Source organism: Halomicrococcus pelagicus (assembly GCF_051917725.1).
Classification (GTDB): Archaea; Halobacteriota; Halobacteria; order Halobacteriales; family Haladaptataceae; genus Halomicrococcus.
On sequence record NZ_JBQBLX010000002.1, the window covers coordinates 411,426 to 434,164 of the forward strand.

Consider the following 22,739-nt stretch of genomic DNA (forward strand, 5'->3'; position numbering starts at 1 on the left):
CCTACCGTTTCTCGGTCACACTGAACGCGACGCCCTCGTAGACGTAGACGCGCCCGGACTGCGGCGGGGCGTCGGCGTCCCTCGTCGGGTCGAGGTACGCGCTGGCGAGCACCGTCTGTGCGTACGTGCTGCTGCTCGTTTCGACCCGCACTTCGGTCACGTCCTCGGAGAGGAGGTAGGGCAGTCCGTTCCGGAGCGCGTACGACTGGACGACCTGCTCGGTGACGAGCGTCGCCGGACGGGCGGGGTTCGTCGTCCGCTCTACGACGAGCGTCTCCGGGTCGTCGGTCTCCTTCGCGCGACCCGTCGTCACCGTCAGCACGTCGCCGTCGCGCTTCGTGGCGGCGACGTCGGTCGGTTCCAGCGCGAGGGGGTCGCCGGTCACCTCGAACAGGACGAGCGTGCCGGCGTGCGCGAACGCGTAGACGCCCGGGCCGAGATGCTGGATTCTGGCGGTGCTCCCCATCTCCTCCTCCTCGGCGTTCGCGTCCCCGATGCCGAACCACCACGTGAACCGCTGGCCCGGTCGAATCTTGGTGTACGGCTGCGGCACGGCGTGGGGTGCGACGTGCGCCCATCCGTCGTCGAGACGCTTCGCGACGGTCCACGCGAAGGGGTTCATCCCCACCGACTCGTCGCTCCCGTTGTACAGCGTGAACCGCGTCGAGTCGGACGGTCGCTCCAGTACCTCGCGTTCGGGGACGACGTACGCAGTCTCGTGAACGCCGGATTCGAGCGAGTGGTAGCAGACGGTGTCGTCGAAGAATCCGGGGCAGGGTTCGCCCTCGAACCGCGAGTCGCGGACGGCGAGCGGTTCGCCCTCGGACGACCTCCCGGTCGTCTCGGTTCCGTCGCCGGTCGAGGTTCTGTCGGTCGTCGTCCGGTCCGTCCCGGTGGGGGAAGCGGTCGTTCCGCCGGGACTCCCGGGCGAGCGGTCGCCGAGACAGCCGGCGAGCGCGCCCGACCCGAGGAGTGCGAGGAGTTTACGGCGTCGCATACCGATAGCTCTTTCCGGCGAGATAAAGGCTTTCAGTAGACTCAAACGGTCGTTTGACCAATCGGGTTGCGGCGACCGGCGAAGCGAAAAGTAGAGCGAATCAGACGCGGCCGGCGTCCACGTCGATGGCGTCCACCGGACAGACGTCGACGCAGAGCATGCAGTCGATACACTGGGCCTCGTTGGCCGGGTCGGCCTTCTTCTCGCTCTCGGGATGGTCGGGGGTGTCCACCCACTCGAACACGTCGACGGGACAGTCCTCCAGACACGCACCGTCGGCGATACAGAGGTCGAAGTCGACGGCGACGTGGGTGCCGTGGATGCCCAGCTCCTCGGGCTCGTCGACCGGACCCCAGACGTCGTGTCCCTCGTGTTCGTCTACCTTCTCGCGATTTTCGGTGAACTGCGGATCTATAGCCATCGTTGACCACCTGTGCGTACCAAGGTGGAAGCGATACTTAAACCTCCCGACCAAACTTAAATGCATCGCCCCCGGGTGAGGTTTAGGCAAGGCTAAAAACGGGGGCGAGAGGAGCGCGCTCGCGGATTCTCGCTCTCGCCCCGATGAAGGATTTAAATAGGACTATCGTCCCGGGTCGCGCCGACGTTGCCGGCCGGTCGACGGGCCCGGCCGCGACCGGGACGGCACCGCCGTCCGGTCGGCGAGACGGGTCGCCCGGGCGACGACGACACGGTCGACGGGTGGTTTTTTCGCGCCGCGCTCGGTATCACGGAGCATGGAGAAGGTTCGCATCGACGACGTGTCGTCGTACGTGGGGCCAGCGGACGTGAAGCGACCGCTGACCGACGCGCTCGGCGCGGAAGACGTCGCGGTCAACTACTACGAACTCGCGCCGGGCGACAGCTTCGCCTTCGGCTACCACGCCCACGAGGACCAGGAGGAGGTGTTCTACGTCCAGTCCGGCACGGTCACGTTCGAGACGGAGGCGGGCGACGTGGCGGTGGCCGGCGGCGAGGCCGTGCGGTTCGGCGCCGGCGAGTTCCAGCGCGGCGTGAACGAGACCGACGAGCGCGTCGTCGCGCTGGCGCTCGGCGCGCCGCGCGACTCCGAACTGACCGAACTGCGCCGACGCTGCGGGGAGTGCGGCGAGCGCACGCCGAACGAGATAGAGGCGACGGACGACCGCGATGCGCTCCTGACTCGCTGTCTCGACTGCGGGTCGGTGACGGGACGCTTCGACTGACCGTCGCCGGGTCCCGAAGCGTTCCACTGGGGGCGACGCCGTGCCCGGACCGTGCGCGGGACGGGGACCGCTCGGCGGTTCCCGCGGGTCACCACCGTCCCGCTACGTCAGCGCGAGGTACGGGCCGAGCGCGACGAGGACGACCGCCAGCGCCCGCTTGAGCCGACGGGGGTCGCTGGCCTGCGCGAGTCGCCAGCCCGCGACGACGCCGACGAGCTGGGGAACCCCGATGGCGACGGCCAGGGGGAACGAGACCGTCCCGCGGACGAGATAGCCCGCGGTCGCGAACCCGGCGACGAACACCGACTGGACCTGCGCGACCGCCACGGCGACGAGCATCGGAACGCCCGCGGCGACCAGCAGCGGGACCGCGACGACCGGGCCGCCGACGCCGAGCAGTCCGCTCGGGACGCCGACCGCGAACCCGATGGCGGTCACGACCGTACGTCCGCGGACGCCGGCGAGGTCGAACCCGTTCGCCGTCCCCCCATCGGTGCGGGTGCGGTACCAGACGAGCACGCCGGTGAGCGCGAGGAAGGCACCGAGGAGCAGTCCGAACAGTCGCTCCGACACCAGCGCGTTGAGGCGAACGCCGACCAGCGCGCCGACGAGGCCGGCGACGCTGAGCAGGAGCGCGGCGACGCGCTCGGGGCCGGCGGCGAGTTCGCCCGACCGCAGGTAGGCCGCGCTCCCGAGCAGTCCCGTGGCGACGAACGTCGCGCTGGCCGTGCCGGCGACGGTTCCCGGCGAGGCGGCCGTCAGCGCGTACAGCGCTGCGGTGACGAAGACGCCGCCGGGACCGACGGCCGTGATGCCGACGCCGGCGAACAGCGAGACGGCGACCAGCGCGACGAGCGTCGGCGTGGCGAGTCCGGCGACCATGTCGTGCTACAGTCCCCCGCTCAGGATGGCGTCGATGACCGTCCGCCCGGCGGTGACGGCCGAGTAGACTGCCAGCAGGATGAGCGCGCTGTTGAGGGCGTTGAGCTTCCAGCCGTTCGTGTGCCCGCCCATCACGTCGTCGTCGTTGACCGCCCAGAACAGCAGCAGGATGGTGATCGGGAGTCCGACGACGCCGTTGTACGCCGGGAAGAGCAGGATCATGTCGATGACGCTCAGGCCGAGGTACTGGTGGACCAGCGGGGAGAGGCTTCCGAGCGCGACGCCGACGACGTAGATGACGACGAACGCCCGGCGGCTGTCGGCGTACCGCTCTCCCAGCGCCTCGCGGAGCATGTAGCCCGGGGCCCACATGATGGGGATGATGCTGTTGAACGCGGCTGTGAGCGTTCCGACGAGGAAGACGGCCATCGCCCACTCGCCGAGCACGTTCGCCAGCGCCCGCCCGGGCGTGAGGAACGTCCGCAGTTGCGTGTAGCCCGCGGGGCGCAGGACGGCGGCCGCGGTAACGACGATGGCGATGGTGGTGAGACCGCCGACCGCGTAGCCGATGCCGAGGTCGCGGCGCATCGTCGACACGGCCGAGACGTCCGTCCATCCCTTCTCCTCGACGAGTTCCGATTCGAGGAAGAAGTTGGGCCAGAGGGCGGTCGTCCCGAGGATGCTCACCGCGAGCGCCATCCCGCCGACGTCGCCGGCGACGGGGACGAACCCTCGCGCGACGGCGACGAGATCGGGGCCGCTCGCGCCCGCGACGACGACGTAGGCGACCAGCAGCCCGAACATCATCAGCGTCATGATGCGCTCGACCCAGTCGTACCCCAGGATGCCGACGACCATGGCCGCCAGGCCCGTGAGGTAGGCGAACGGCTGCCAGCCGACGCTCTGGAGGCCGAGGAGGACGACGATACCCTTGCCGACAGCGGCGGTGAGTTCGAGCGTCCACGCGACGCAACCGACCGAGAGCGCGAGCATGAGGACGGTCGCGCCGGTCCGCCCGAGCTTCTCGCGGGCGAAGCCGGCGAGCGAATCGCCGAAGATGCCAAGGCGCGCGCTCATGTCCTGCCCGAGGTAGCCGAGCACGACCGCGCCGACGACTGCCCACAGCAGGGCGTAGCCGTATCGGACGCCCGCGGAACTGGCGATGAACACCGAACCGGAACCGAAGTAGCTGGCGACCATCACGAACGCCAGGCCGTACTTGCCGAAGAAGTCGGTAATCGTCGAATCGACGCCGAAGACCGAACGGAGATCGTAATCTCGTTGGAATATGTCCATAGTGAGATGGCGAATCAGTGCAAGCGACTGACGAGCGGCGACCGTCGAGCGGCAGCAGTGGCTGTCGCGTTCCGACCGGAGAACGCCCCGGCTTCGTCGCTCGAACGGCAACTCTCTGCCGGAATAACCGAGGTAAATGAGTGTAATCACGGACGTAACTTATGCGCTGTGGCTACTCCCGTTCGCGGCGGGCGTCCGCCTCGCGTCGCCGTCGTCGACCGCTTCGAACGAGCGCGGTGGGTGCTCCTCGTGGTATCCGCGACGGACCCGGAATCGACGCTCTCGCCCCACGCGAAACCCTGCCGCCGCCGAACCGTCTGCGCCGTCTCCACTCGAAACGGAGGGGTGGGTCAACGAATCCCAAACTCGCCGGCGGTTGGCGAAAAATGTCCGAAAAACGAACCGTTAGAACGGCCAACTGCTACCCGAAGCAGGCGGAGTGTGAACGACTCACGCACCCCTCCGTTTCGACTGGAACGAAAACGCGAGCGAGGACGACGCGTCGGCCGGGAGCGCACGTCCGTCGACGCCGGAACCGTACCGCCGACGCCGCAGGGGCCCGACGTCGCTCCTACTCCCCGCGCCGTCCCACCGGGACGAGAAGGACGGGGGTCGGACTCGCCCGGACGACCTTCTCCGAGACGCTACCGAGCAGGAGTTTGTCCACGCCGCGCCGGCCGTGCGTGCCGATCACGACGAGGTCGGCGTCCTCCGCGGCCGCCAGTATCTCGCGATAGGGCTTGCCGTGGACGACCTCGCCGTCGGCGTCTATGCCGCGCTCCTCGGCGGTCGCCACCCCCGCTTCGACGGTGTCCTCCGCCGCCGCTTCCAGGCGGTCGAAGAGGATGTCCTCGGTCACGTCCCGGGCCATCATCTTCTCGTCGACGACGGAGAGCAGGTGAACGCGCGCGTCGGCGGCCTCGGCGAGGTCGAGCGCGTGGTCGAGCACCGCGTCGGACTCCTCGCTGTCGTCCAGCGGCACGAGAATGCGTTCGTACATCACACCGTCTCTCGGCCGCGACCGTCAAAGACGTGTCGGCGGTCGCGGTCCTCGGCGGTCGGTTCGCCGGGCGGGCGACCGCCGGAAGGGAACGCCCGCGGTCGCCCGCGACGCCGAGAACCGCCGTTTCGCGACGCTACCGCAGTCGTTCGCGGGCGCTGGCCATCCCCGCCTCGACGTCGACGTTCTCGCCGGCTTCGAGCATGGCCTCGCCGACGGTCCGGACGCCGCGGAGAATCTGCTCGTCGGAGAGGTTGCCCATGTTGCTCACGCGGAATATCTCGCCGCCCAGGTGTGCCTGTCCGCCGCTGATGCTCACGCCGCGCTCCTCGACGGCGTCGAAGAAGGCGTCGGGGTTCTCGCGGACGGTCTGGGGGAGCGAAATCGCGGTGAGGGTGTTCGAGAACTCCGAGACGTCGTTGCGCTCCGGGAACGGCGAGAGACCCATCGCGGTGAACGCAGAGCGGAAGGCCGCCGACTGGCGGCGGTGCCGCGAGATGCGCTCCGGCATCCCCTCGTCGACGATGTGCTCGACGGCGACCGCCAGCCCACGGAACAGCGGGACTGCGCTCGTGAACGGCGTCTGGTGGCTGTCGGCCTTCCGGAGATGCCAGTCCAGGTCCTCGTAGAACGGCGCGTCGTCGCCGTCGAAGGCGTCCCGGGCCTGCGGCGTCGCGTAGAGGGCGCTCAGGCCGGGCGGCGCGGCGAGACACTTCTGGGCGTCCGTAATCGCGACGTCGACGTTCCACTCGTCGACGAGGAACTCGTCGCCGCCGATGGAGGTGACGCCGTCGACGACGAAGCGGGCGTCGTGCTCAGCGGCGATCTCGCCCACCTCCGGGACGGGGTTCAACAGCCCCGTGCTCGTCTCGTTGTGAACTATCGTCACCACGGCGGTGTCGTCGGAGACGGCGTCGGCGACCGCGTCGGGGTCGACGGACTGGCCCCAGTCGAACTCGACCGGCGTCACGTCGGCGTGGCGGTCGGCGATGCGCTTGAACCGCCGGCCGAACTTCCCGTTGACGACCGCGACGACCTCGTCGTCCTCGCCCGCGAGGTTGGCGACCGCGGCTTCCATCGCCATCGTCGCCGTCCCGTTGAGTATCAGGCTGGTGCCGCCCTCGGTCGTGGCGGTGCCGTCGAGCGACGACCGCTCGAAGACGGCGTCGAGCGCGTCCTGGGCGCGCTCGTACACCGCCTCGAACTCGGCCGAACGGTGCGACACCATCGGCTCGCTCATCACCTGACGGACGTCTTGCCGGAGGGGAACCGGACCCGGATTGAGCAGGAGGAAGTCCTCTCGCATACGCTCCGGTTACACGGCGGGGCAGATAAACGTCGCCCGTGGCGCAATTTCCGCCACTACCGGTCGCGGTGCTCCCGTCGGCTACGCCGAGCCGTTCCCGGCCCCGTTCGACGGCAGGTTCGGGATGAGCCACGCCAGGAACGCGTCCGGGCTCCGGGACTGCGTCCAGATGTTGCCCGGTCCCTCGAACTCGCAGACCAGCCCTTCGCCGCTGAACAGCGTCGACTTCAGCCCGCCGACTCGCTCGACGGAGAAGTCGACGGTGTCCTCGAACGCGACGACGTGGCCCGTGTCGACGACGTGGCGCTCGCCGGGGTCGAGGCTCACGACCGAGATGGCTCCGTAGCTGGAGAGGAAGGTCAGTCCCCGCCCGCTCAGTTCGAGCAGGAACAGTCCCTCGCCGCCGAAGAACGACCGGCTTCCGCCGAACTTCGTGTCGAGGTCGACGCCCGTCTCGGCGGCGAGGAAGGAACTCGACTGGACGAACAGCGACTCGTCGCGGAGTTCGTACTGGACGATGTCTCCCGGCAGTGCTGGTGCGAGCGTCAGCGTTCCCGGACGCTCGGCCTCGAACGTGTTGACGAAGAACGACTCCCCGCCCAGAACCGACCGCTTCAGCGACGACAGCAGCCCCCCCTCGGCCCTCGTCTCGACGGTCACGCCGTCCGAGTGGCTGACCATCGACCCCGCTTCGGTCCGGACCTCGTCTCCCTCGTCGAGCGTGAGTTCCAGTTCCGTGAACGACGGCCGGTGGTGTCTCTCGTAATCCATGTCGTCGTCTCACGGCATCGACGCGGATATAGTTGGCCGTCACCGTGCCAGAATCTCCCACAGCTTAAGCGCGTCGGGGGCGTAGCGGGACAGTCATGGAGGTGAACTGCGAGGGCTGTGCGGGCTGTTGCATCGACTGGCGCGCGCTCGCGTCCGAGCGGTCGGACCACGAGCGCCGCGGCCCCCGGACGCCGCTCGACGACGCGTACAATCTCGTCCCGCTCACGCGCGGCGACGCTCGCGACTTCCTCGACGCGGGGTTGGCGGACGCGCTGACGCCCCGGCTCTGGCGCGACGAGAGCGGCGTGACGGTGGACGGCGTCGAACTGGCCGCCATCGACGGCAAGCCGGTCTTCTTCCTCGGGCTTCGGAAACCGCCGAAGCCGGTCGCGCCGTTCGACGCCGACTCGCGCTGGCTCCCCACCTGCGTCTTCCTCGACCCGGCGACGCTGCAGTGTCGCATCCACGACCGCCCGGAGTATCCGACCGAGTGCGCGGAGTATCCCGGCCACAACCTCGAACTCGGGTCGACGACGGAGTGCGAACGCGTCGAGGCCACGTTCGGCGGCGACCGACTGCTGGACGACGACCCGCCGGACGACCTCTCCGGCCTCTTGCTCGGTCCGCAGGCGGTCGGCGAGAAGGTGTTCGTCTACCCCGACCCGGACGACCTGGCGGGCGTCCCCGCCCGACTGCTCGCCGACGACCTGACCCGCGAGGACCGTGCGCGGTTCGTCGCCGCCGCGGTCGCGGGCCGCCCCGGTACGACGAGCACCGACAGCGAGCGGTTCGCCGCGGCGTTCGCCGACGCGAAGGCCGCAGACTCGTGGGCCGGCCGCGCCGTCGCCGAGTGGGAGTCGCTGGAGGACGGCGGCGACGCTCCCCGACCGGACGCGGCCGAGCGCGTCGAGGACGACCGCGGCGCACCGCCGACGCCTGGCTGGTAGCGGCGTCGAACCGCGAGCCATCCGCTCGCGACGACGACGGCGAGAAAACCCGAAACGTCCGCTCGCTTCCACGGGCGACTGCGGAACTGCGTTACTCGGACTTGATGTCTTCGAACTGCTCGAGGAGATCCTCGGTCGAGTCGCCGGAGTCGTACTCTACAGTCCCGTGGTAGTTCGACCGGTCGTCGTCGAAGCTCGCGTCCACGGAGCTGTTTTTCCGTTCACGGCGCTCGTGTTCGTCTTCGTCATAGGCACCCATTGACATGACAACCACACCCATACTTGGCGGTAACCGACTATCAATGTAACGGATAATCACATCATTCGGACTGCCTGTAAAATCGTCAGACACGGGAGACGCCGGCGGGATTCGAACGGTGCGGTGAGCACAAGGCGTAAACATCTCCGACCGCTAGTACGACGCGTGGCAAGCCCGCTCCGCTTTCGCCGCTCCACGGAGCGGTGGGACGACGACCGCATCGACCGAGAGGTGTACGCCGACCTCGACGAGAATCTCGGTGCAGCCTCGCCGACGCCTCATTACTCGGGACCGAACGGCTACCGGACCCGCCGATTCGAGATGGACAACGGCGACTTCGCCCTGTTCGCGTGGAACGACGAGGAGGCGTTCTGGCTCGGCAACACCGAGACGCCCTCGGCGCTGTGGCGCACGACGAAGTACACGTTCGACGAGGTTCCGTATCCGATAGCGCGCTGGGCGCAGCGCGAACTGCTGGCCGACCTCGCGGTCGAGTCGCCGTGGCTCGCCGAGTACGACTACGTCTCCTGGTTCTTCCTGCCCGTGTTCCTCTCGAAGGACGGCCGGGAGAGCACCCGGACCTTCTTCCGGGACCACGCCGCCGGCTTTCCGGACGCGACCCGCGACGAGGGGCTGGAGTTCTACGAGCGGTTCCTCCGGACCGGCGCGCTGGACGACTACCGGTACACGATGGCGTCGAAGCTCGGGACGAGCCAGCACGTCGACCCCAGTCGGATGAGTTCCGCGATGAGCGAGTTCACCGTCGCGAAGCTGCTGACCGACGCGGGGTACGACGTGACGCCCGAGATAGAGGTGACGACCGGTCACTCGCTGGACTTCCGGGCCGACCCGGCCGCGGGGACGTCCGGCGGCTCCGTGCTCGTGGAAGTGACGCGTCCGCGCCCGCCGCGCCGTCGCGGGGCCGACAACCCCGTGACCGCGCTCCGGGAGACGGCGGAGACGAAGACGAACGGTCAGCTCAGCGAGCACGGCGGCGGTGCGGTCCTGTTCGTCGACTGCTCGGGGTTCCGGGACGACGACTGGACCGCCATCGCCGGCGAGAAACCCGAAGTCCGCCACCGACCCGCGGTGGTGTTCCGCGCGCGCCCCGACGGCCGCGTCGAGGGGTACGCGAAGGGGTCGGTGCCGCTCTCGCTCGACGGCGCGCTGACCTGGGTGTGAGAAACGCCCGACGACGCGACCGACCGCAGCGGCCGCTGGCGGTGGCGACGCCGCGTCGACCGTTCGACCGTCACTCCCCGCCGCGGACGACGTGACCGTACTTCAGGACAGCGACGAATATCACGCCACCGACCGCGTTACCGACCGTCGCGAGCGCGAGGAAGGCGAGATAGTCGACCGCGCCGATCGCCGGGGAGACGAGCGTCGCCGCCAGCACCTCGATGTTGCCGGCGATGGAGTGGGGGAGATGGGCGAGTCCGATACTGGTGGTGACCAGCCAGACGACGATGATGCGAGCAGTGCTCCCCTTCGCGGCCGTGAGCAGCCACGAGAGCAGTCCCATCAGCCAGCCGGCCGTTACACCCCCGGCGAGTATCAGCCACCAGACGTGGTCGACGAGGTCCCGTCCGATTTCGACGAACGCCGACTGGTCGGCGATGCCGTAGGCCGGGGCGAAGTAGACCATCGAGACGGCGAACAGCAGGCCGCCGATGATGTTCCCGCCGTAGACCAGCGCCCACAGCCGACCGACCTGACCGACGGACGCCCGGCCGTCGATCGCCGGCAGCGCCGCTCGCGTCGTGTGTTCGGTGAACAGTTCGGACCGCCCCCCGATCACGAAGATGAAGCCGACCGCGTACGCGTTCGCTACGACGATGCGCGTTAACGGGTCGCCCCACGTTCCGCCGACGAGCGTGAGTATCACCGCCATGAGCAGCGGACCGAAGCCGAGGTCGAGGCCGGCCGACAGCCCCGAGAGGAACAGACCGCTGCCCGGACGCTCCAGTTCCCGAAGTCCCTCCTGTATCTCCTCGGCGAGTATCTCCTGTTTCGACTTCTGAGTCAGTTCGGGCGACTCGTCGGCGATGCGCTCGTCGAGCTCCTCTTTTGCCACAACTAATGTGGTCGGACTTGCCGCCGAAAAGCGACGTGGCCATGCCGCCTCTCGCCCGTCGGACGCAGGCGTTAAAACGGTGGAATGGCGAGGTATCGGTATGTCGAACGCCAAGGGGGATCGCCGGGAGCGCGAACTCGTCAATCGGCTCGACGAGGCCGGGTTCGCGGTCATGCGCGCGCCGGCGAGCGGGAGCGCCACGGAACGGGAACTCCCGGACGTGCTCGCCGGCAACGGCGACGTCTTCTACGCTATCGAGGCGAAATCGAGCGCGGGCGACCCCATCTATCTCACCGGCGAGGAGGTCGAGGCGCTCGTCTACTTCTCGCAGAACTTCGGAGCGAAACCGAAGATCGGCGTCCGGTTCGACCGCGAGGACTGGTACTTCTTCCACCCCGCCGACCTGTACGTCACCGACGGGGGCAACTACCGCGTGAAGAAGGAGACGGCGCTCGCGGACGGCACGGACTTCCCCGAACTCACCGGTCGGTCGACGAAGACGACGCTGGACGAGGTCGACGAGGACGGCGGGGACGACGAAGACGAGGCGGACGCCGGCGACGACCGCGTCCTCGACGTGCTGACCGCGGTCGAGCAGGGCGTGCTCTCGCCCGACGAGGCGGCGTCGATGCTCGACTGAGGAGGTCGCTCGCTACCTCGCGACCGCGGCGACTCCGACGGTCGATTCACCGTTGCGACTCCCGACGGCCGCTCGGCTCGTCCGGACGGCCCCGCCGTCGCGAACCTTTTGAACGAGGACGGGACCAGACCCGGTGCGACGCCGGCAGCGGACCGCCCGCTCCGCGGTCCGACTGCCGATGCGCCATCGGTGGTGATACGACGCCCCTCGAACGGTCCCGATACGCCCACGTCCCGCCGGGAGAGCACCACTCAAGTAGCCGCCCGTCCATCGTCCGACTCGTGTCGAACGGCGACCCGAGTGACGAGCGTCCGACGAGCGACGTCGGAGACGCAGGCGCGGCCGAACGCGCCGCGAACGGCGGCGCTGCGGTCGAGAGCGACGATGCGAACGCCGACCACCCCGGTAGCGGCGGCGAACGCCTGTTGACGGGCTACTCGGGCCGACTCCTGCTGACGGTGTCGCTCGGCTGGACCGCCATCCAGACCGGCCGGCTCGTCCTCTCGCCGATGCTCCCCGCCATCATGGACCGGCTGACCATCTCGGAGTTCGAGGCGGGGCTGGCGCTCACCTTGCTGTGGGGGCTGTACGCGCTCGGCCAGTACCCCAGCGGCCGGCTCTCGGACCGCCTCTCCCGGAAGACGCTGCTCGCCGGCGGCCTCACCCTTCTCGTCGTCGGTTTCGCGGCGCTGGCGAACGCCCCGGGCTACCCCGCCTTCCTGGTCGGCGCGGCGCTCGTGGGGACCGGCGCCGGCCTCTACCCGACGCCGGCCCGCGCGCTCGTCTCCGACCTGTTCGTCGACCGCCGCGGGCAGGCGTTCGGCCTGCACACCGCCTCGGGGGACGTCGGCGGCGCGATAGCGGCGGGACTCGCGGTCGTCGTCCTCGCAGTTGCGACGTGGCGGGCCGCGTTCGTGCCGGTCGTCGCGGTGCTCGCGCTCGTGCTGGTCCTGCTCCACCGGTGGAACCGGGAGCCGTACACGCCGCCCGCGGTGGACCGGGCTGCGCTCTCCACGGTGCGCGCCGACCTGGCCGCGACCGCGGAGCGGTTCGGCGACCGCCGGACGGCGGCGCTGCTCGTCGCCTACTCGCTGTACGCGTTCGTCTGGCAGGGCGTGACCGGCTTCCTGCCGACCTTCCTCCAGAACGCGAAGGGGTTCGGTGCTGCGCTCGCCGGCGGGGGATTCGCCGCGCTGTTCGTCGTGGGCGCGGTGGTGAAGCCGGTCGCCGGCTCGCTCGGCGACCGCGTCTCCCGGCCGGTGGTCGCGGCCGGCGCGCTCGCGGTGGCGGCCGTCTCGCTGGCGGGCATCCTCGCCGCCGCGTCCACCGTGCTGGTCGGCGCGGGCGTCGTCGCGTTCGCCGCGGGGCTGATGGCCTACCCGCCGGTGATGCAGGCCCACCTGATGGACGCGTTCCCGGACGGGAGCATGGGCGGCGACCTCGGGGCGACCCGGTCGGTGTACATCGGTATCGGCAGCCTCGGCACGACCTACGTCGGCTTCGTCGCCGGGCGCGCCGGCTACACGACGGCGTTCGCCGGACTGCTCGCCTGCCTGCTCGTCAGCGCGACGCTCGTGCTCGGCCTGGCGCGGACCCGTTAATCGCGGCGGGCGTCGGACGGCCGCTCCTCGGCCGGCGGCAGCGGTCCGAACTCCGAGAGCGCACTCCGGAGCGCGTCGGGGTCGTCGCGGCCGGGGAGCGGTTCCGCGGCGGTTCGGCACGGCGCGTCCACGCCCAACCGCTCGCAGACGTGGTCGGCGACGCTCTCCGCCATCAGGCGGTACGTCGTCAGCTTGCCGCCCACGATGGTCGTGAACCCCGACACGCCGTCGCGCTCGCCGTGGTCGAGCAGCGTGTAGCCGCGGGTCACCGAGCGGCCCGCCTCGAACTCGCTCGTCTCGCCGCCGAACAGCGGCCGCACTCCCCAGTACGACCGGACGACCGGGGCCGTCTGCAGGTCGGGGACCATCTTCCCGGCCGTCTCGACCAGTAGGTCGACCTCCCACTCCTCTTTCGGGTACTCGTCCGGGTCGTCGACCGCCTCGCTGGTCGTGCCGAGGACGGCGGTCGAATCGTGGGGCACGACGATGTCGCCGTCCGTCGCCGGGCGCGCCCGGTTGACGACGGCGTCGACCGGCGGGTAGTCGACGACGACCATGGCTCCCTTCGAGGGCCGCATCGGAATCTCGACGTCGGCCAGCGACCCCACCTCGCCCGCCCACGCGCCGGTGGCGTTGACGACGTGGTCGGCGCGTACGGTCTCCGTCCCGGTCGCGCCGGGGCGGCGAATCTCCGCGCCGGTCACCTCGCCGCCGTCGACGAGGAGGTCGACGACCTCGGCATCGGTGTGTACCGCGCCGCCGTGTTCCCGCACGTCGACGGCGTTCGCGACCGCGAGCGGGAACGGGTGGACGACGGCGTCCGGGACCCGGAGGAGCCGCTCCGTCTCCGGCGAGAGGTACGGTCGGTCGCGCCGCACCGACTCGACGTCGACCGGCTCCGTGTCGATGCCGCAGTCCCGGCAGCGGTTGCGCAGTCGCTCGAAGTAGCCGTCGTCGTCCTCGGGCAACTGGGCGAAGAATCCGCCGGTCGGGTCGATGCAGTGCGGGGCGACCTCCCGCAGGACCTCGTTCTCGGCGATGCACTCTCTCGCGCTCTCGGGGTCCGACGTCGCGTAGCGCGCGCCGCTGTGCAGGACCCCGTGCGTGTTTCCGGTCGCGCCGCCGGTGAGTCCGTTCCGTTCGACGACCACCGTCTCGACGCCGCGCAGACCGAGGTCGCGCGCGACGCCGACGCCGGTCGCTCCGCCCCCGACGACGAGAACGTCCGTCTCTCGATTCACGTGCTCGGTTCGGGAGCCAGTCGTTTCACGGTGTCGCCGCGTTCCCCGTCGAGCGCCGGTCGACCGTCGGCGGCGACGCGGGCTGGACTCCCGACGGTCGCGTGCGGTCGTCAGGAGAGGTGGTCGAGCACGCCCGCCGTGTCGGCCGGGACGGGTTCGGGGTCGGCACCGGCGGCGGCCGCGGCGTCCGGGTCTTTCAGCAGGTGACCGGTCGTCAGGCAGACGACGCGCTCGTCGCTCCCGACGACGCCCGCGTCGCGGAGCTTCCGCAGGCCGGCGACGGAGGCGGCGCTGGCCGGTTCGACGCCGACGCCGTCGCGTGCGAGCGCGCGCTGGGCGTCCGTTATCTCGTCGTCGGAGACGGCGACGGCGGTGCCGCCCGTCTCCCGAATCGCGGGCAGCGCCTTCGGGGCGTTGACGGGGTTGCCGATGCGGATGGCGGTCGCCCGGGTCTCCACGTCCGCCCAGCGCTGGACCGTCTCGCGGTCCTCCTCGACCGCCTCGACCATCGGCGCGGCCCCCTCGGCCTGGACGCCGGTCAGCGTCGGCACCTCGTCGACCGCGAGTTCGCCGGCGGCGACGAGTTCGCGGAACGCCTTGTACAGCGCGGCGGTGTTGCCGGCGTTGCCCACCGGCAGGACGATGCGGTCCGGCAGGTCGCCGGTCTGGTCGCGGAACCCTTCGAGCATCTCCAGGCCGATGGTCTTCTGGCCCTCCAGCCTGAAGGGGTTCAGCGAGTTCAGGAGGTACGCCTCCCCGCGGTCGGCGAGGTCGGCGACGACGTCGAGGCAGTCGTCGAAGTTGCCGTCGACTTCGAGAATCCTGGCCCCGTGGAGGCTGGCCTGCGCGACCTTGCCGGCGGCGACCTTCCCAGCGGGCAGCAGGACGAGCACCTGGGTGCCGGCCCGCGCGCCGTAGCACGCGAGGGCGGCGCTCGTGTTGCCCGTGCTCGCGCAGGCGAGGCGGTCGACGCCGAGTCGCTCGGCGACGCGAACGCCGACGGTCATCCCGCGGTCCTTGAAGCTCCCCGTCGGGTTCATCCCCTCGTGTTTCACCCGGAGTTCGGCGACGCCGACCTCCTCCTCGATGGTCGGCACCTCGTACAGCGGCGTGGCGCCCTCCTCGATGCTCACGCCGGAGTCGACCGGGAGCGCGTCGGCGTACCGCCAGACGCCGTGGCCCGAGTCGGCGTCGAACTCGGCGAGCGTGGGGTGGTCGTCGTACCGGACTTCGAGCAGGCTCTCGCAGTCCGGACAGCGGTAGCGAATCTCGTCGAACGGCGCGCCCGTCCACTCGCAGTCGATGCAGGCGAGCCAGACCCCGTCGTCGGCGCAGTCGGGCGTCGGCGCGGTGGGGTTCGAGAGGGAGAGGTCCATCGGGCGGGTGGAGGCGTTCCGTGCTGAAAAAGCCGCTGGACGGTGGCAACTTCGACCGGCCGTCCCGCCGGCGCTCGGTCTCCGGTCGCCGGGAGGGCCGCAGCGCTCCGGGAACGGGTCGCTCGTGCCCTCGCCGCCGCGAGAGCGGTCCCTCAGATGAGGCTCATGTAGTAGTCCCAGTCCCAGTACCGACCGGGGTCGGTGTGGTCGTTGTAGCCGCAGTCGGTCTCGGGAACCTGGTGGTGGCCCATGATGCCGCTCTCGCCGTTGCAGTCCGCGACGCCGGAGACGCGGCTCTTCGGGACGTTGTACTCCTCGCAGAGCCAGCGGACGAGTTCGGCCGAACTCCGGTACTGCGCGTCCGGGAAGCCGCTGCTCACGTAGCCGCCGTGCTCGATGCCGATGGTGGCGTCGTTGTACCACGCGACGCCGCCGGCGTGCCACGCCTCGTTGATGTCGCTGACGGACTGGTACTTGTACCCGTCGTCCCGGATGGTGTAGTGTGCGCTCACGTTGGCGTCGGGGTCCTGGAACCAGTTGACCGTGCTCTCGGCCGACCCCTGGGCGACGTGGATGACGATGGCGTCTATCTCCGCCGCGCCGCGGTTCGCGCTCGTGTAGTTGGTGTAGTGGGCGTCCTCCCAGTCGACCGCGGGCTTCGCCGCCGCGGTGCTGGACGAGAGCGCGGTCGCTCCGATACCGACGGTGCTCGCTGCGCCGATCTTCTTCAGTAGGTTTCGTCTCGTCGTCATGGTCCGAATACCACATCGAAACGTATTCAATTAATATTTTCTAAAGATAACTAAAATTAATTTACGCGCCGATACTGGAGAAACTTCGGTGGCGTCCGCGGAGAACGCCGGTCGCCACTCCTCGTATCGGCGCAGCGTTCGCCGACGCGCCGACGCCACCGTCCGGCTACGGTTCCAGCACGAGCTCTTCGCCCTCGCGCTCGAACTCGGTCCCCATCGCCGCCGACAGTCGGCGCATCCGTCGCCGGCTCCAGTCGGCCGCGGCCGACCCCGCCTCGTGCACCGCGTAGTCGTATATCTCGGTGGGGAAGAGCCGAAGCTCGTCGATTTCGCCGTCCTCGACGGACACCTCGAAGAGGAAACTCCGGTCGTTGTGCAGGTCGGAGTCGACCGCGTAGTCGTCGACGAAGTCGCCGGTGTCGTACAGCACGACCGTTCCGTCGACCACCTCGACGCCGTGGAAGACGTGGGCGCTGTGGCCGTGGACCAGGTCGACGCCTTCGTCGGCCAGCCAGCGTGCGAACGACCGGAACTCCGGCGGCGGCTCCTCCCGCATGTTCGGTCCCCAGTGCAGCGAGGCGACGAGCAGGTCGGGGTCGGCGTCGCGGGCGCGGGAGAGCGCGTCGCCGACCGCGCGCCGCGTCTCCCGGTCGTCGGCGTCGAACTCGACGCGCGCGGTTCCCGGCTTCTCGGGGCCGGCGGCGTACTCCGGCGTGTTGTCGGTGAACGCGACGACGGCGACGGTACGGTCCTCGACCGCGACGACCGCCGGCTCGCGCGCCGCGCTCTCGTCCTCGCCGGCGCCGGCGTGGGCGATTCCGGCGTCGTCGAGGGACGCGAGCGTGTCGAACAGGGCGGGCCGACCGTAGTCCAGCACGTGGTTGTTGGCGAGGCTCGCGTAGTCGACGCCCGCCGCCTCCAGCGCCGGGACGGCCCAGTCCGGGTCCGCCCGGAAGTGGAACGCCCGGTTGGTCTCGGTCCACGGCGTCCCGCGCGTCGAGAGACAGCACTCGAGGTTGACGAACAGGCCGTCGAGCGCGCGCAGGCGGTCGACGACGTCGCCCCAGACGGCGTCTTCCGGTCGTCGGCGCTGGTGCTCGTCGACGAGCCTGCCGAGCATCACGTCCCCCGTGAACCCCAGTCGAACCATCCCACCGGAACTCGGTCGAGAGCGAGAAAAGGATGGGGGTTCGGTCGCTCGCCGGCACCCCGCCACCGCCGCACTTATGCGCGTTCCGACCCCCCTCGCCACCATGTGCGGTCGCCTCTCGCTGTTCGCCGCCGAGTCGGTCGTCACCGACCGGTTCGACGCCACCCCGACCCGCCCGCTCCGGCGGCGATACAACGTCGCGCCGGGCCAGGACCACGCCGTCGTCCGCGACGACGCCCCCGACGAGATTCGGTTCCCGACGTGGGGGCTGGTGCCCCGGTGGGCCGACGAGTTCGGCGGCGGCCACGTCAACGCCCGGGCGGAGACGCTGACCGAGAAACCCAGCTTCCGGGACGCCTACGACGAGCGGCGCTGTCTCGTGCTCGCCGACGGCTTCTACGACTGGCAGGAGTCCGACCTGGGCACACAGCCCTACCGGTTCACGCTGGACCGCGACGAGCCGTTCGCCCTGGCGGGGCTGTGGGAGCGATGGGAGGGCGACGGCGACGAGCGGACCAGCTTCACCGTCGTCACGACGGAGCCGAACGACGCGGTCGCCGACGTACACCACCGGATGCCCGTCGTCCTCGACCCGGACGAGGAGGACCGGTGGCTCCACGGCGACCGGCGCGAGCGCGAGGCGCTGCTCGACCCCTACCCCGCCGCGGCGATGTGCGCCTACCCGGTGTCGACGGACCTCGGCAGTCCGGCCAACGACTCGCCGGAACTGGTCGAGGAGGTCGTACCGGAGTCGGAGGCCCAGACCGGCCTCGGCGACTTCGGCTAGCGTCGTCCCCCGCTCACGCGAACGCCGAGAGGCTGAGTTCCTCGTGCTCCGAGAGGTAGCGTTCGATTCGGTCGGCCCGCCAGCCGAGCGGCGACAGGACGCTCGCCGCCGCCCGGACCAGCGACTCCCGGTAGAAGGCGACGTCGTACTCGGTCGGCTCCTCGACCGCCAACCGCACCCGGTCTCGGGACCGCGCGTCGTCGTCGACGACGACGTACGAGACGTCCTGGCCGGGGCGACGGGTGAGGCCGAGGTCGGCCGCCCGTTCGAGCGCCGCCACGCTCCGCGTCGTCCGCGCGTACGCCTCGCGCGGCTTCGACACGCGCTCCGTGACGACGAGTTCATCGGGGGCGACCGAGCCCCGCCGGAGTCGGTCGAGTTGCGACCGCAACTCCGCACAGACCGGCTCCGGGTCGCGGTGGTCGTCGACCGCTTCGACGAGCGCTCGCTGGGCGTCCGCGACGAACGCGGGCGTGCTCCGCTGGCGACACTCGACGCCGCGATACTTGTACTCGTCCGCGTCCGCCACCGCCCCGAAGTACTTCGTCAGCGCACCCGCCTCCGAGTCCCGCAACGGCACGAACGCGATCCAGTCGTAGCGGGCCTCGTGTTCGAGCGGGACGTCGACGCGCTCGGAGATGCGCTCTGTCATCGTCGCCAGCGGCGTTGGCTCGACGCCGTCCCGGGGGGTCACCCAGACGCTGTCGACGATGCCGTGGACGACCCGCCAGCCGTTGTCCTCCAGCATCGCCTTCGCTTCCAGCAGAATCTCGCGCGCGAACGCGTTGATGGCCTCGTGACACTCGACGCGGCCGAACTTCGCGTTCGAGAACCCCTGGTAGCCGAAACAGGAGACGAGAATCCACTTGATTGCGTTCGACCGCCCCTCCAGTTCGGCGCGACGGTCGGGGTCGTCCGTCTCGCGCAGTTCGGCCTTGATGGCGTCGCGGTCCTCGACGAGCGGTTCGAGCACGTCCACGAGATATCCACGTTCGTCGCAGATGCCGTACCCGAGGCCGGGGACGTCCTCGCGGTCGGCGTGACAGTCGCAGCGAGTCGTCTCCGGACTCACGTTCCGCGTGACGATGACGTTCGGATACAGCGACGAGAAGTCGAGTTCGTGGACGTCCTCGTGCAGACCGACGTCCGGGGCGAACGTGAACCCGCCGCGGTCGGCGTCGTGCAACTGGCGCATCGTCTTGAACTGCTCGCGCCGCCACGAGTGCCACGGCACCAGCACGTTCCGCCGACGCGCTTCCCGGACCTGTATCGCCGTCAGGATGCTCCCGATGGACGACCACGACAGCTCCTGGAGCGGCTTCCAGGAGCGCTCGACGAGGTCGAGGCAGCCGTCGAGGTCGGTCCGGTTCCACATGAACGTGTTCGACTCGTCGATTATCACGCGACCGGAGACGTCGTACCGGGCGGGCGAGTGCCCGACCCGACCGTAGCTCGCGTACGTCGACTCGCCGGCGAGCTGCTGCCAGCCGGGGAGCCGACCGAGCTGGAACGCCACGCCGAGCCGGTCGGCCTGCCGGTAGAGTGCGGGCACCGCGTCCGCGGTGTTCACCACGAGCACGTCGGGGTCGGCCGCGTCGACCCGTTCGTCGAGCGCTTCGAGCACGGCCGCGCCGCCCCCCGAGAGCGGTTCGCCGTCGACCCGACACTCGGTGACGACGTCGCCCGCGAGTTCCGTCTCGGGCACCGTCAGCCGGAGGCGGTCGAGGTCGTGCTCGGGGACCGGCGAGCAGCCCGTTTCGAGGCAGTAGCGGAACTCCCGCGTCAGGTCGACGTTGTAGCAGCGGAACGTCCCCGGTCGTCCCCAGCGGCCGACCGCGCGGGCGACGGTCGTGACCGCGTCCAGGTCGACGACGTCGACCCGCAGCACCGGCCCGGGGTCGTGGCGGAACGAGAGGCGCTGGTCGACGACCGCCGTGCGGTCGACGGCGGGATGGTCCCGGAGCGCCGACCGAACGTCGGCGAGCGTCCCGTCGTCGTGCGCTGACACGTACAGCGTCGGCGCGTAGCCGTCGTCGACCGCGTACTCGGCACCGTCGCCGGTGAGCGACCACCGAAGCACGTCGCCGTCCCGATAGTCCACCTTGTACACCATCGGTTCACGGGTCGTCCGGGACGATACCGTCGGAACCGGCTTCGTCCGGAGTCGTCCCGTCCGTCTCTTCCGAGGTCGTCTCGTCCGTCCCTTTCGAGGTCGTCCCGTCCATCTCTTCCGGGACCGTCCCGTTCGCCTCCTCCGGGGTCGTCTCCCCGGTCGCACCGAGGTCGGCGTTCAGGTCGGCTTCGAGGTGGTCGAGGCGGTCCTCGAGGTCGTCGATGCGCTTCTGCTGTTCGAGGACGACGGAGACGAGGACCGTCACCTCGACGCGCTGGTGGTTCTGCAGTCCGCCCGCGTCGGCGTGTGCGCGAGCGTGCTCGAAGAGACGGTCGAACGCCGCCTGGTCCTCGCGGCGCAGCGCCCGCCGGTAGTCGGACCACCGCGACTCCATGGCGCGCAGCAGGTCGCGGTACGTCGCGTTAGTTCGCCCCACGCGTCGTCACCTCCGTCGGCGTCGCCTCCACCGCGACCGCCGGATGGCGGGCGGCGAGCACCCGTCGCCAGTACGCGAGCGTCGTCTGCACGGTCCCGTCGCCGAGCGGGTAGACGAGCGTCTCGAAGTCCTCGCCCGCGAACCGCGGTCCGAACGCCGTCTGTTCGCAGCGGACCACCGCGTCCGCCGCCTCGTCGAGCGGAGCCGCGAAGCGGTCGTCGGCCGTCCGCGTCAGGACGACCGGCACCCCTTCTCGCTCGGCCACCTCCGCGACGAGGTCGACGCCCGCGGCGAGCATGCGTTCGCCCTGCGCGTCGGTGACGTCGTCGGACCGGTAGAACCAGTCGAACGCCGGCAGGACGACGAGCGGCGTCTCCTCGTCGAGTTCGCCGCGGAGGTCCCGGAGGATGCTCTGGTGCTGCCACGGCGTGAACCCGCGGGCGATTGCGACTCGTTCCAGGACGCGCGTGTTCGGGGCGATTCTCGCGAGCGGCTGGGTGGACCCCTCGTCGCGCGCGTCGACCCAGACGGCCGTCCCGTCGTCGACGAGCAACCGGTCGAGCACGAGCGAGTGTAACGCGCCCGTCGTTCGTTCGTCCGTCTCGAGGAGCGTGATTCCTGGGTCGAGCGTCGGCAGGTCCGGACTCTGCTGTTGGTCCATCATGACGGATAGACGTACTCCCCTCGGCCACATAGGCAAGACCGGGTCGTTTCCGGAGCTTCCGAAACCCGACGCGCGCGGCTCACCGCGCCCGGTACGTGCGTGCCCGGTTCTTCCCGTCGGCGACGACGAGGCGGTAGTGGTCCATCTTCGAGAGGTAGTTCCGGACGGTGCGTTTCGTCTTCGGGTCGTCGACGCGCTCGGCGTACCGGTCGTACAGTTCCCCGGGGTCGAGTTCGCCCTCGTCCCGCAGGATATCGTAGAGGGCGCGCTGGTGCGGGTTCAGCTGTTCGACGGTCTTCTGGCGGACCTCGTCGCGGCCTTCCGGGACGGCCTCGCGGACGACGTCGGCGGTTATCTCGGCGCGGCCGTCCTGGTCCGCCAGCCTGGCGGCGTTCCTGAGGACGCTGATGGCGACCCGCGCGTCGCCCGCCGCGGCGTCGGCGATGAGGGCGAGTTCCTGCTTTCCGATTGCGCCTTCCGAAAGCCCCCACCGCGCTCGCGCCTGGAGAATCGAGACGAGTTCGTCGAGCGGGTACTTGTCGAACGAGATTCGGACGCAAGTCTGCAGGCGACTCGTGAGGCGGTCGTCGAGCTGCGAGAACAGCTCCTGTTCGCGGTTGGCGATGAGAATCATCGAGATGCGTGGCATCCGGTAGAGGTCGTAGAGCACGCTCTTGTCCTCCAGCTGGTCGACCTCGTCGAGGACGACGACGAACTGCGGCCCGTCGTACTCCCGGAGGCGGTCCAGCAGTTCGTCCTTCGGCGTCGAGCGGCGGTGGACGTCGACGGTGCGGTCGATGCAGTCGAGGATGCGGTAGAGCACCTGGAAGCGCGTGTAGTCCTGCCAGCAGTTGACGTACCGGGTGTTGATGTCGAGGACGTTCTCGCGGAGCCGTTCGACGGTGTACTTCGCGATACAGGTCTTGCCCGCGCCGGACGGCCCCACCAGCAGCGAGGTCTCGCCCGGCTGACCGTCCATTATCGGCTTGAGCGTGTCGGACAGCCGATTCACCTCGGGGTTACGATGCTCGACCTCGTCGGGGATGAACTGGGGCTGGAGCACGCGAGCATCGCGAATCATCGTCTACCTGTCGTCTTCTGTGTCAGACCCCATAAACGGAAGCGTGTGCGTTCCGATTGTTCCGATAGCGACCGTCGCCCCGGCTGTCGCGGCAGAGCGCCGTTCACGCCGGCTTCCGCGGAAAACACCGCTGGCGGGGAGTCGCTCGGCAGTCGTTC

Annotated in this window: 23 protein-coding genes; 6 read left to right on the forward strand and 17 right to left on the reverse strand. The window is 69.9% G+C overall.

Annotated features, from left to right (window positions below; translation table 11 throughout):
* Position 1: 1 nt before the first annotated feature.
* Positions 2–997 (reverse strand): hypothetical protein, encoded by a 996-nt coding sequence (locus tag ACTF4R_RS06900; RefSeq protein ID WP_440007139.1) that lies wholly within the window; start codon positions 995–997, stop codon positions 2–4.
* Positions 998–1,097: 100 nt separating this feature from the next.
* The gene (locus tag ACTF4R_RS06905; RefSeq protein ID WP_113274796.1) at positions 1,098–1,418 is read right to left on the reverse strand and encodes a 4Fe-4S dicluster domain-containing protein; all 321 of its coding nucleotides are present in this window, start codon (positions 1,416–1,418) and stop codon (positions 1,098–1,100) included.
* Between the two features lie 316 nt (positions 1,419–1,734).
* Here ACTF4R_RS06905 and ACTF4R_RS06910 point away from each other — a divergent pair, with 316 nt between their 5' ends.
* Positions 1,735–2,202 (forward strand): cupin domain-containing protein, encoded by a 468-nt coding sequence (locus tag ACTF4R_RS06910; protein ID WP_440007140.1) that lies wholly within the window; start codon positions 1,735–1,737, stop codon positions 2,200–2,202.
* 102 nt (positions 2,203–2,304) lie between these two features.
* On the opposite strand, the gene ACTF4R_RS06915 is transcribed toward ACTF4R_RS06910, so the two are convergent.
* The 5 genes from ACTF4R_RS06915 to ACTF4R_RS06935 all read right to left on the reverse strand — a co-directional run bounded on the left by ACTF4R_RS06915 (position 2,305) and on the right by ACTF4R_RS06935 (position 7,457).
* A complete protein-coding gene (locus ACTF4R_RS06915) occupies positions 2,305–3,084 on the reverse strand; it encodes a sulfite exporter TauE/SafE family protein (RefSeq protein ID WP_440007141.1) in 780 nt (259 codons plus the stop codon).
* Positions 3,085–3,090: 6 nt separating this feature from the next.
* Entirely contained in the window at positions 3,091–4,380 is a 1,290-nt protein-coding gene (locus ACTF4R_RS06920; protein ID WP_440007142.1) for an NRAMP family divalent metal transporter, read from the reverse strand.
* A 571-nt stretch (positions 4,381–4,951) separates the two neighbouring features.
* Positions 4,952–5,380: a universal stress protein gene (locus ACTF4R_RS06925; RefSeq protein WP_440007143.1), complete on the reverse strand. Its 429-nt coding sequence runs from the start codon at positions 5,378–5,380 to the stop codon at positions 4,952–4,954.
* Between the two features lie 136 nt (positions 5,381–5,516).
* Complete coding sequence (locus tag ACTF4R_RS06930; RefSeq protein WP_440007144.1) at positions 5,517–6,686, reverse strand: pyridoxal-phosphate-dependent aminotransferase family protein; 1,170 nt, start codon at positions 6,684–6,686, stop codon at positions 5,517–5,519.
* An 81-nt stretch (positions 6,687–6,767) separates the two neighbouring features.
* Entirely contained in the window at positions 6,768–7,457 is a 690-nt protein-coding gene (locus tag ACTF4R_RS06935) for a TIGR00266 family protein (RefSeq protein WP_440007145.1), read from the reverse strand.
* Positions 7,458–7,552: 95 nt separating this feature from the next.
* On the opposite strand from ACTF4R_RS06935, the gene ACTF4R_RS06940 reads away from it, so the two are divergent.
* Positions 7,553–8,404, forward strand: coding sequence for a YkgJ family cysteine cluster protein (locus ACTF4R_RS06940; protein ID WP_440007146.1), 852 nt, complete (start codon positions 7,553–7,555; stop codon positions 8,402–8,404).
* A gap of 91 nt (positions 8,405–8,495) precedes the next feature.
* On the opposite strand, the gene ACTF4R_RS06945 is transcribed toward ACTF4R_RS06940, so the two are convergent.
* Positions 8,496–8,669, reverse strand: a complete 174-nt coding sequence (locus ACTF4R_RS06945; protein ID WP_433626455.1) for a DUF5786 family protein — start codon at positions 8,667–8,669, stop codon at positions 8,496–8,498.
* A gap of 159 nt (positions 8,670–8,828) precedes the next feature.
* Between ACTF4R_RS06945 and ACTF4R_RS06950 the strand changes: the two genes are divergently transcribed.
* Positions 8,829–9,845, forward strand: a complete 1,017-nt coding sequence (locus ACTF4R_RS06950) for a DUF5784 family protein (RefSeq protein WP_440007147.1) — start codon at positions 8,829–8,831, stop codon at positions 9,843–9,845.
* A 70-nt stretch (positions 9,846–9,915) separates the two neighbouring features.
* On the opposite strand, the gene ACTF4R_RS06955 is transcribed toward ACTF4R_RS06950, so the two are convergent.
* Complete coding sequence (locus ACTF4R_RS06955; protein ID WP_440007572.1) at positions 9,916–10,713, reverse strand: formate/nitrite transporter family protein; 798 nt, start codon at positions 10,711–10,713, stop codon at positions 9,916–9,918.
* 127 nt (positions 10,714–10,840) lie between these two features.
* Here ACTF4R_RS06955 and hjc point away from each other — a divergent pair, with 127 nt between their 5' ends.
* Together hjc and ACTF4R_RS06965 are read left to right on the forward strand one after the other, a co-directional pair.
* Positions 10,841–11,380 (forward strand): Holliday junction resolvase Hjc, encoded by a 540-nt coding sequence (gene hjc / locus ACTF4R_RS06960; RefSeq protein WP_433626461.1) that lies wholly within the window; start codon positions 10,841–10,843, stop codon positions 11,378–11,380.
* Between the two features lie 281 nt (positions 11,381–11,661).
* Positions 11,662–12,981: an MFS transporter gene (locus ACTF4R_RS06965; protein ID WP_440007148.1), complete on the forward strand. Its 1,320-nt coding sequence runs from the start codon at positions 11,662–11,664 to the stop codon at positions 12,979–12,981.
* On the opposite strand, the gene ACTF4R_RS06970 is transcribed toward ACTF4R_RS06965, so the two are convergent.
* The 4 genes from ACTF4R_RS06970 to ACTF4R_RS06985 form a co-directional block, all read right to left on the reverse strand.
* The gene (locus ACTF4R_RS06970; protein WP_440007149.1) at positions 12,978–14,222 is read right to left on the reverse strand and encodes an FAD-dependent oxidoreductase; all 1,245 of its coding nucleotides are present in this window, start codon (positions 14,220–14,222) and stop codon (positions 12,978–12,980) included. The genes ACTF4R_RS06965 and ACTF4R_RS06970 overlap by 4 nt on opposite strands.
* Positions 14,223–14,332: 110 nt before the next feature.
* Positions 14,333–15,598 carry a threonine synthase gene (gene thrC / locus ACTF4R_RS06975; protein WP_440007150.1) on the reverse strand — a complete coding sequence of 422 codons (1,266 nt, stop codon included), beginning with the start codon at positions 15,596–15,598 and terminating at the stop codon, positions 14,333–14,335.
* Positions 15,599–15,750: 152 nt separating this feature from the next.
* Positions 15,751–16,350 (reverse strand): N-acetylmuramoyl-L-alanine amidase, encoded by a 600-nt coding sequence (locus tag ACTF4R_RS06980; RefSeq protein ID WP_440007151.1) that lies wholly within the window; start codon positions 16,348–16,350, stop codon positions 15,751–15,753.
* A 166-nt stretch (positions 16,351–16,516) separates the two neighbouring features.
* On the reverse strand, positions 16,517–17,500 hold the full coding sequence (locus tag ACTF4R_RS06985) for a CapA family protein (RefSeq protein WP_440007152.1): 984 nt from the start codon (positions 17,498–17,500) through the stop codon (positions 16,517–16,519).
* A 103-nt stretch (positions 17,501–17,603) separates the two neighbouring features.
* Here ACTF4R_RS06985 and ACTF4R_RS06990 point away from each other — a divergent pair, with 103 nt between their 5' ends.
* Positions 17,604–18,287, forward strand: coding sequence for an SOS response-associated peptidase (locus tag ACTF4R_RS06990; RefSeq protein WP_440007153.1), 684 nt, complete (start codon positions 17,604–17,606; stop codon positions 18,285–18,287).
* Between the two features lie 13 nt (positions 18,288–18,300).
* Here the strand turns inward: ACTF4R_RS06990 and ACTF4R_RS06995 are convergent, their stop codons facing one another.
* The 4 genes from ACTF4R_RS06995 to ACTF4R_RS07010 form a co-directional block, all read right to left on the reverse strand.
* Positions 18,301–20,400: a type B DNA-directed DNA polymerase gene (locus tag ACTF4R_RS06995; RefSeq protein WP_440007154.1), complete on the reverse strand. Its 2,100-nt coding sequence runs from the start codon at positions 20,398–20,400 to the stop codon at positions 18,301–18,303.
* Between the two features lie 4 nt (positions 20,401–20,404).
* On the reverse strand, positions 20,405–20,836 hold the full coding sequence (locus tag ACTF4R_RS07000; protein ID WP_440007155.1) for a DUF8156 family protein: 432 nt from the start codon (positions 20,834–20,836) through the stop codon (positions 20,405–20,407).
* Entirely contained in the window at positions 20,823–21,500 is a 678-nt protein-coding gene (locus ACTF4R_RS07005) for a hypothetical protein (protein WP_440007156.1), read from the reverse strand. Before ACTF4R_RS07005 ends, ACTF4R_RS07000 begins: the two co-directional genes overlap by 14 nt.
* A 79-nt stretch (positions 21,501–21,579) precedes the next feature.
* Complete coding sequence (locus ACTF4R_RS07010; RefSeq protein WP_440007157.1) at positions 21,580–22,581, reverse strand: Cdc6/Cdc18 family protein; 1,002 nt, start codon at positions 22,579–22,581, stop codon at positions 21,580–21,582.
* Positions 22,582–22,739 lie beyond the last annotated feature (158 nt).

Excerpts from the sequence above, each read along its gene's own strand:
- ACTF4R_RS06900 (WP_440007139.1), bottom strand. The coding sequence starts at position 997 with ATGCGACGCCGTAAACTCCTCGCACTCCTCGGGTCGGGCGCGCTCGCC.
- ACTF4R_RS06905 (WP_113274796.1), bottom strand. The coding sequence starts at position 1,418 with ATGGCTATAGATCCGCAGTTCACCGAAAATCGCGAGAAGGTAGACGAA.
- ACTF4R_RS06910 (WP_440007140.1), top strand. The coding sequence starts at position 1,735 with ATGGAGAAGGTTCGCATCGACGACGTGTCGTCGTACGTGGGGCCAGCG.
- ACTF4R_RS06915 (WP_440007141.1), bottom strand. The coding sequence starts at position 3,084 with ATGGTCGCCGGACTCGCCACGCCGACGCTCGTCGCGCTGGTCGCCGTC.
- ACTF4R_RS06920 (WP_440007142.1), bottom strand. The coding sequence starts at position 4,380 with ATGGACATATTCCAACGAGATTACGATCTCCGTTCGGTCTTCGGCGTC.
- ACTF4R_RS06925 (WP_440007143.1), bottom strand. The coding sequence starts at position 5,380 with ATGTACGAACGCATTCTCGTGCCGCTGGACGACAGCGAGGAGTCCGAC.
- ACTF4R_RS06930 (WP_440007144.1), bottom strand. The coding sequence starts at position 6,686 with ATGCGAGAGGACTTCCTCCTGCTCAATCCGGGTCCGGTTCCCCTCCGG.
- ACTF4R_RS06935 (WP_440007145.1), bottom strand. The coding sequence starts at position 7,457 with ATGGATTACGAGAGACACCACCGGCCGTCGTTCACGGAACTGGAACTC.
- ACTF4R_RS06940 (WP_440007146.1), top strand. The coding sequence starts at position 7,553 with ATGGAGGTGAACTGCGAGGGCTGTGCGGGCTGTTGCATCGACTGGCGC.
- ACTF4R_RS06945 (WP_433626455.1), bottom strand. The coding sequence starts at position 8,669 with ATGTCAATGGGTGCCTATGACGAAGACGAACACGAGCGCCGTGAACGG.
- hjc (WP_433626461.1), top strand. The coding sequence starts at position 10,841 with ATGTCGAACGCCAAGGGGGATCGCCGGGAGCGCGAACTCGTCAATCGG.
- thrC (WP_440007150.1), bottom strand. The coding sequence starts at position 15,598 with ATGGACCTCTCCCTCTCGAACCCCACCGCGCCGACGCCCGACTGCGCC.
- ACTF4R_RS06980 (WP_440007151.1), bottom strand. The coding sequence starts at position 16,350 with ATGACGACGAGACGAAACCTACTGAAGAAGATCGGCGCAGCGAGCACC.
- ACTF4R_RS06985 (WP_440007152.1), bottom strand. The coding sequence starts at position 17,500 with ATGGTTCGACTGGGGTTCACGGGGGACGTGATGCTCGGCAGGCTCGTC.
- ACTF4R_RS06990 (WP_440007153.1), top strand. The coding sequence starts at position 17,604 with ATGTGCGGTCGCCTCTCGCTGTTCGCCGCCGAGTCGGTCGTCACCGAC.
- ACTF4R_RS06995 (WP_440007154.1), bottom strand. The coding sequence starts at position 20,400 with ATGGTGTACAAGGTGGACTATCGGGACGGCGACGTGCTTCGGTGGTCG.
- ACTF4R_RS07005 (WP_440007156.1), bottom strand. The coding sequence starts at position 21,500 with ATGATGGACCAACAGCAGAGTCCGGACCTGCCGACGCTCGACCCAGGA.
- ACTF4R_RS07010 (WP_440007157.1), bottom strand. The coding sequence starts at position 22,581 with ATGATTCGCGATGCTCGCGTGCTCCAGCCCCAGTTCATCCCCGACGAG.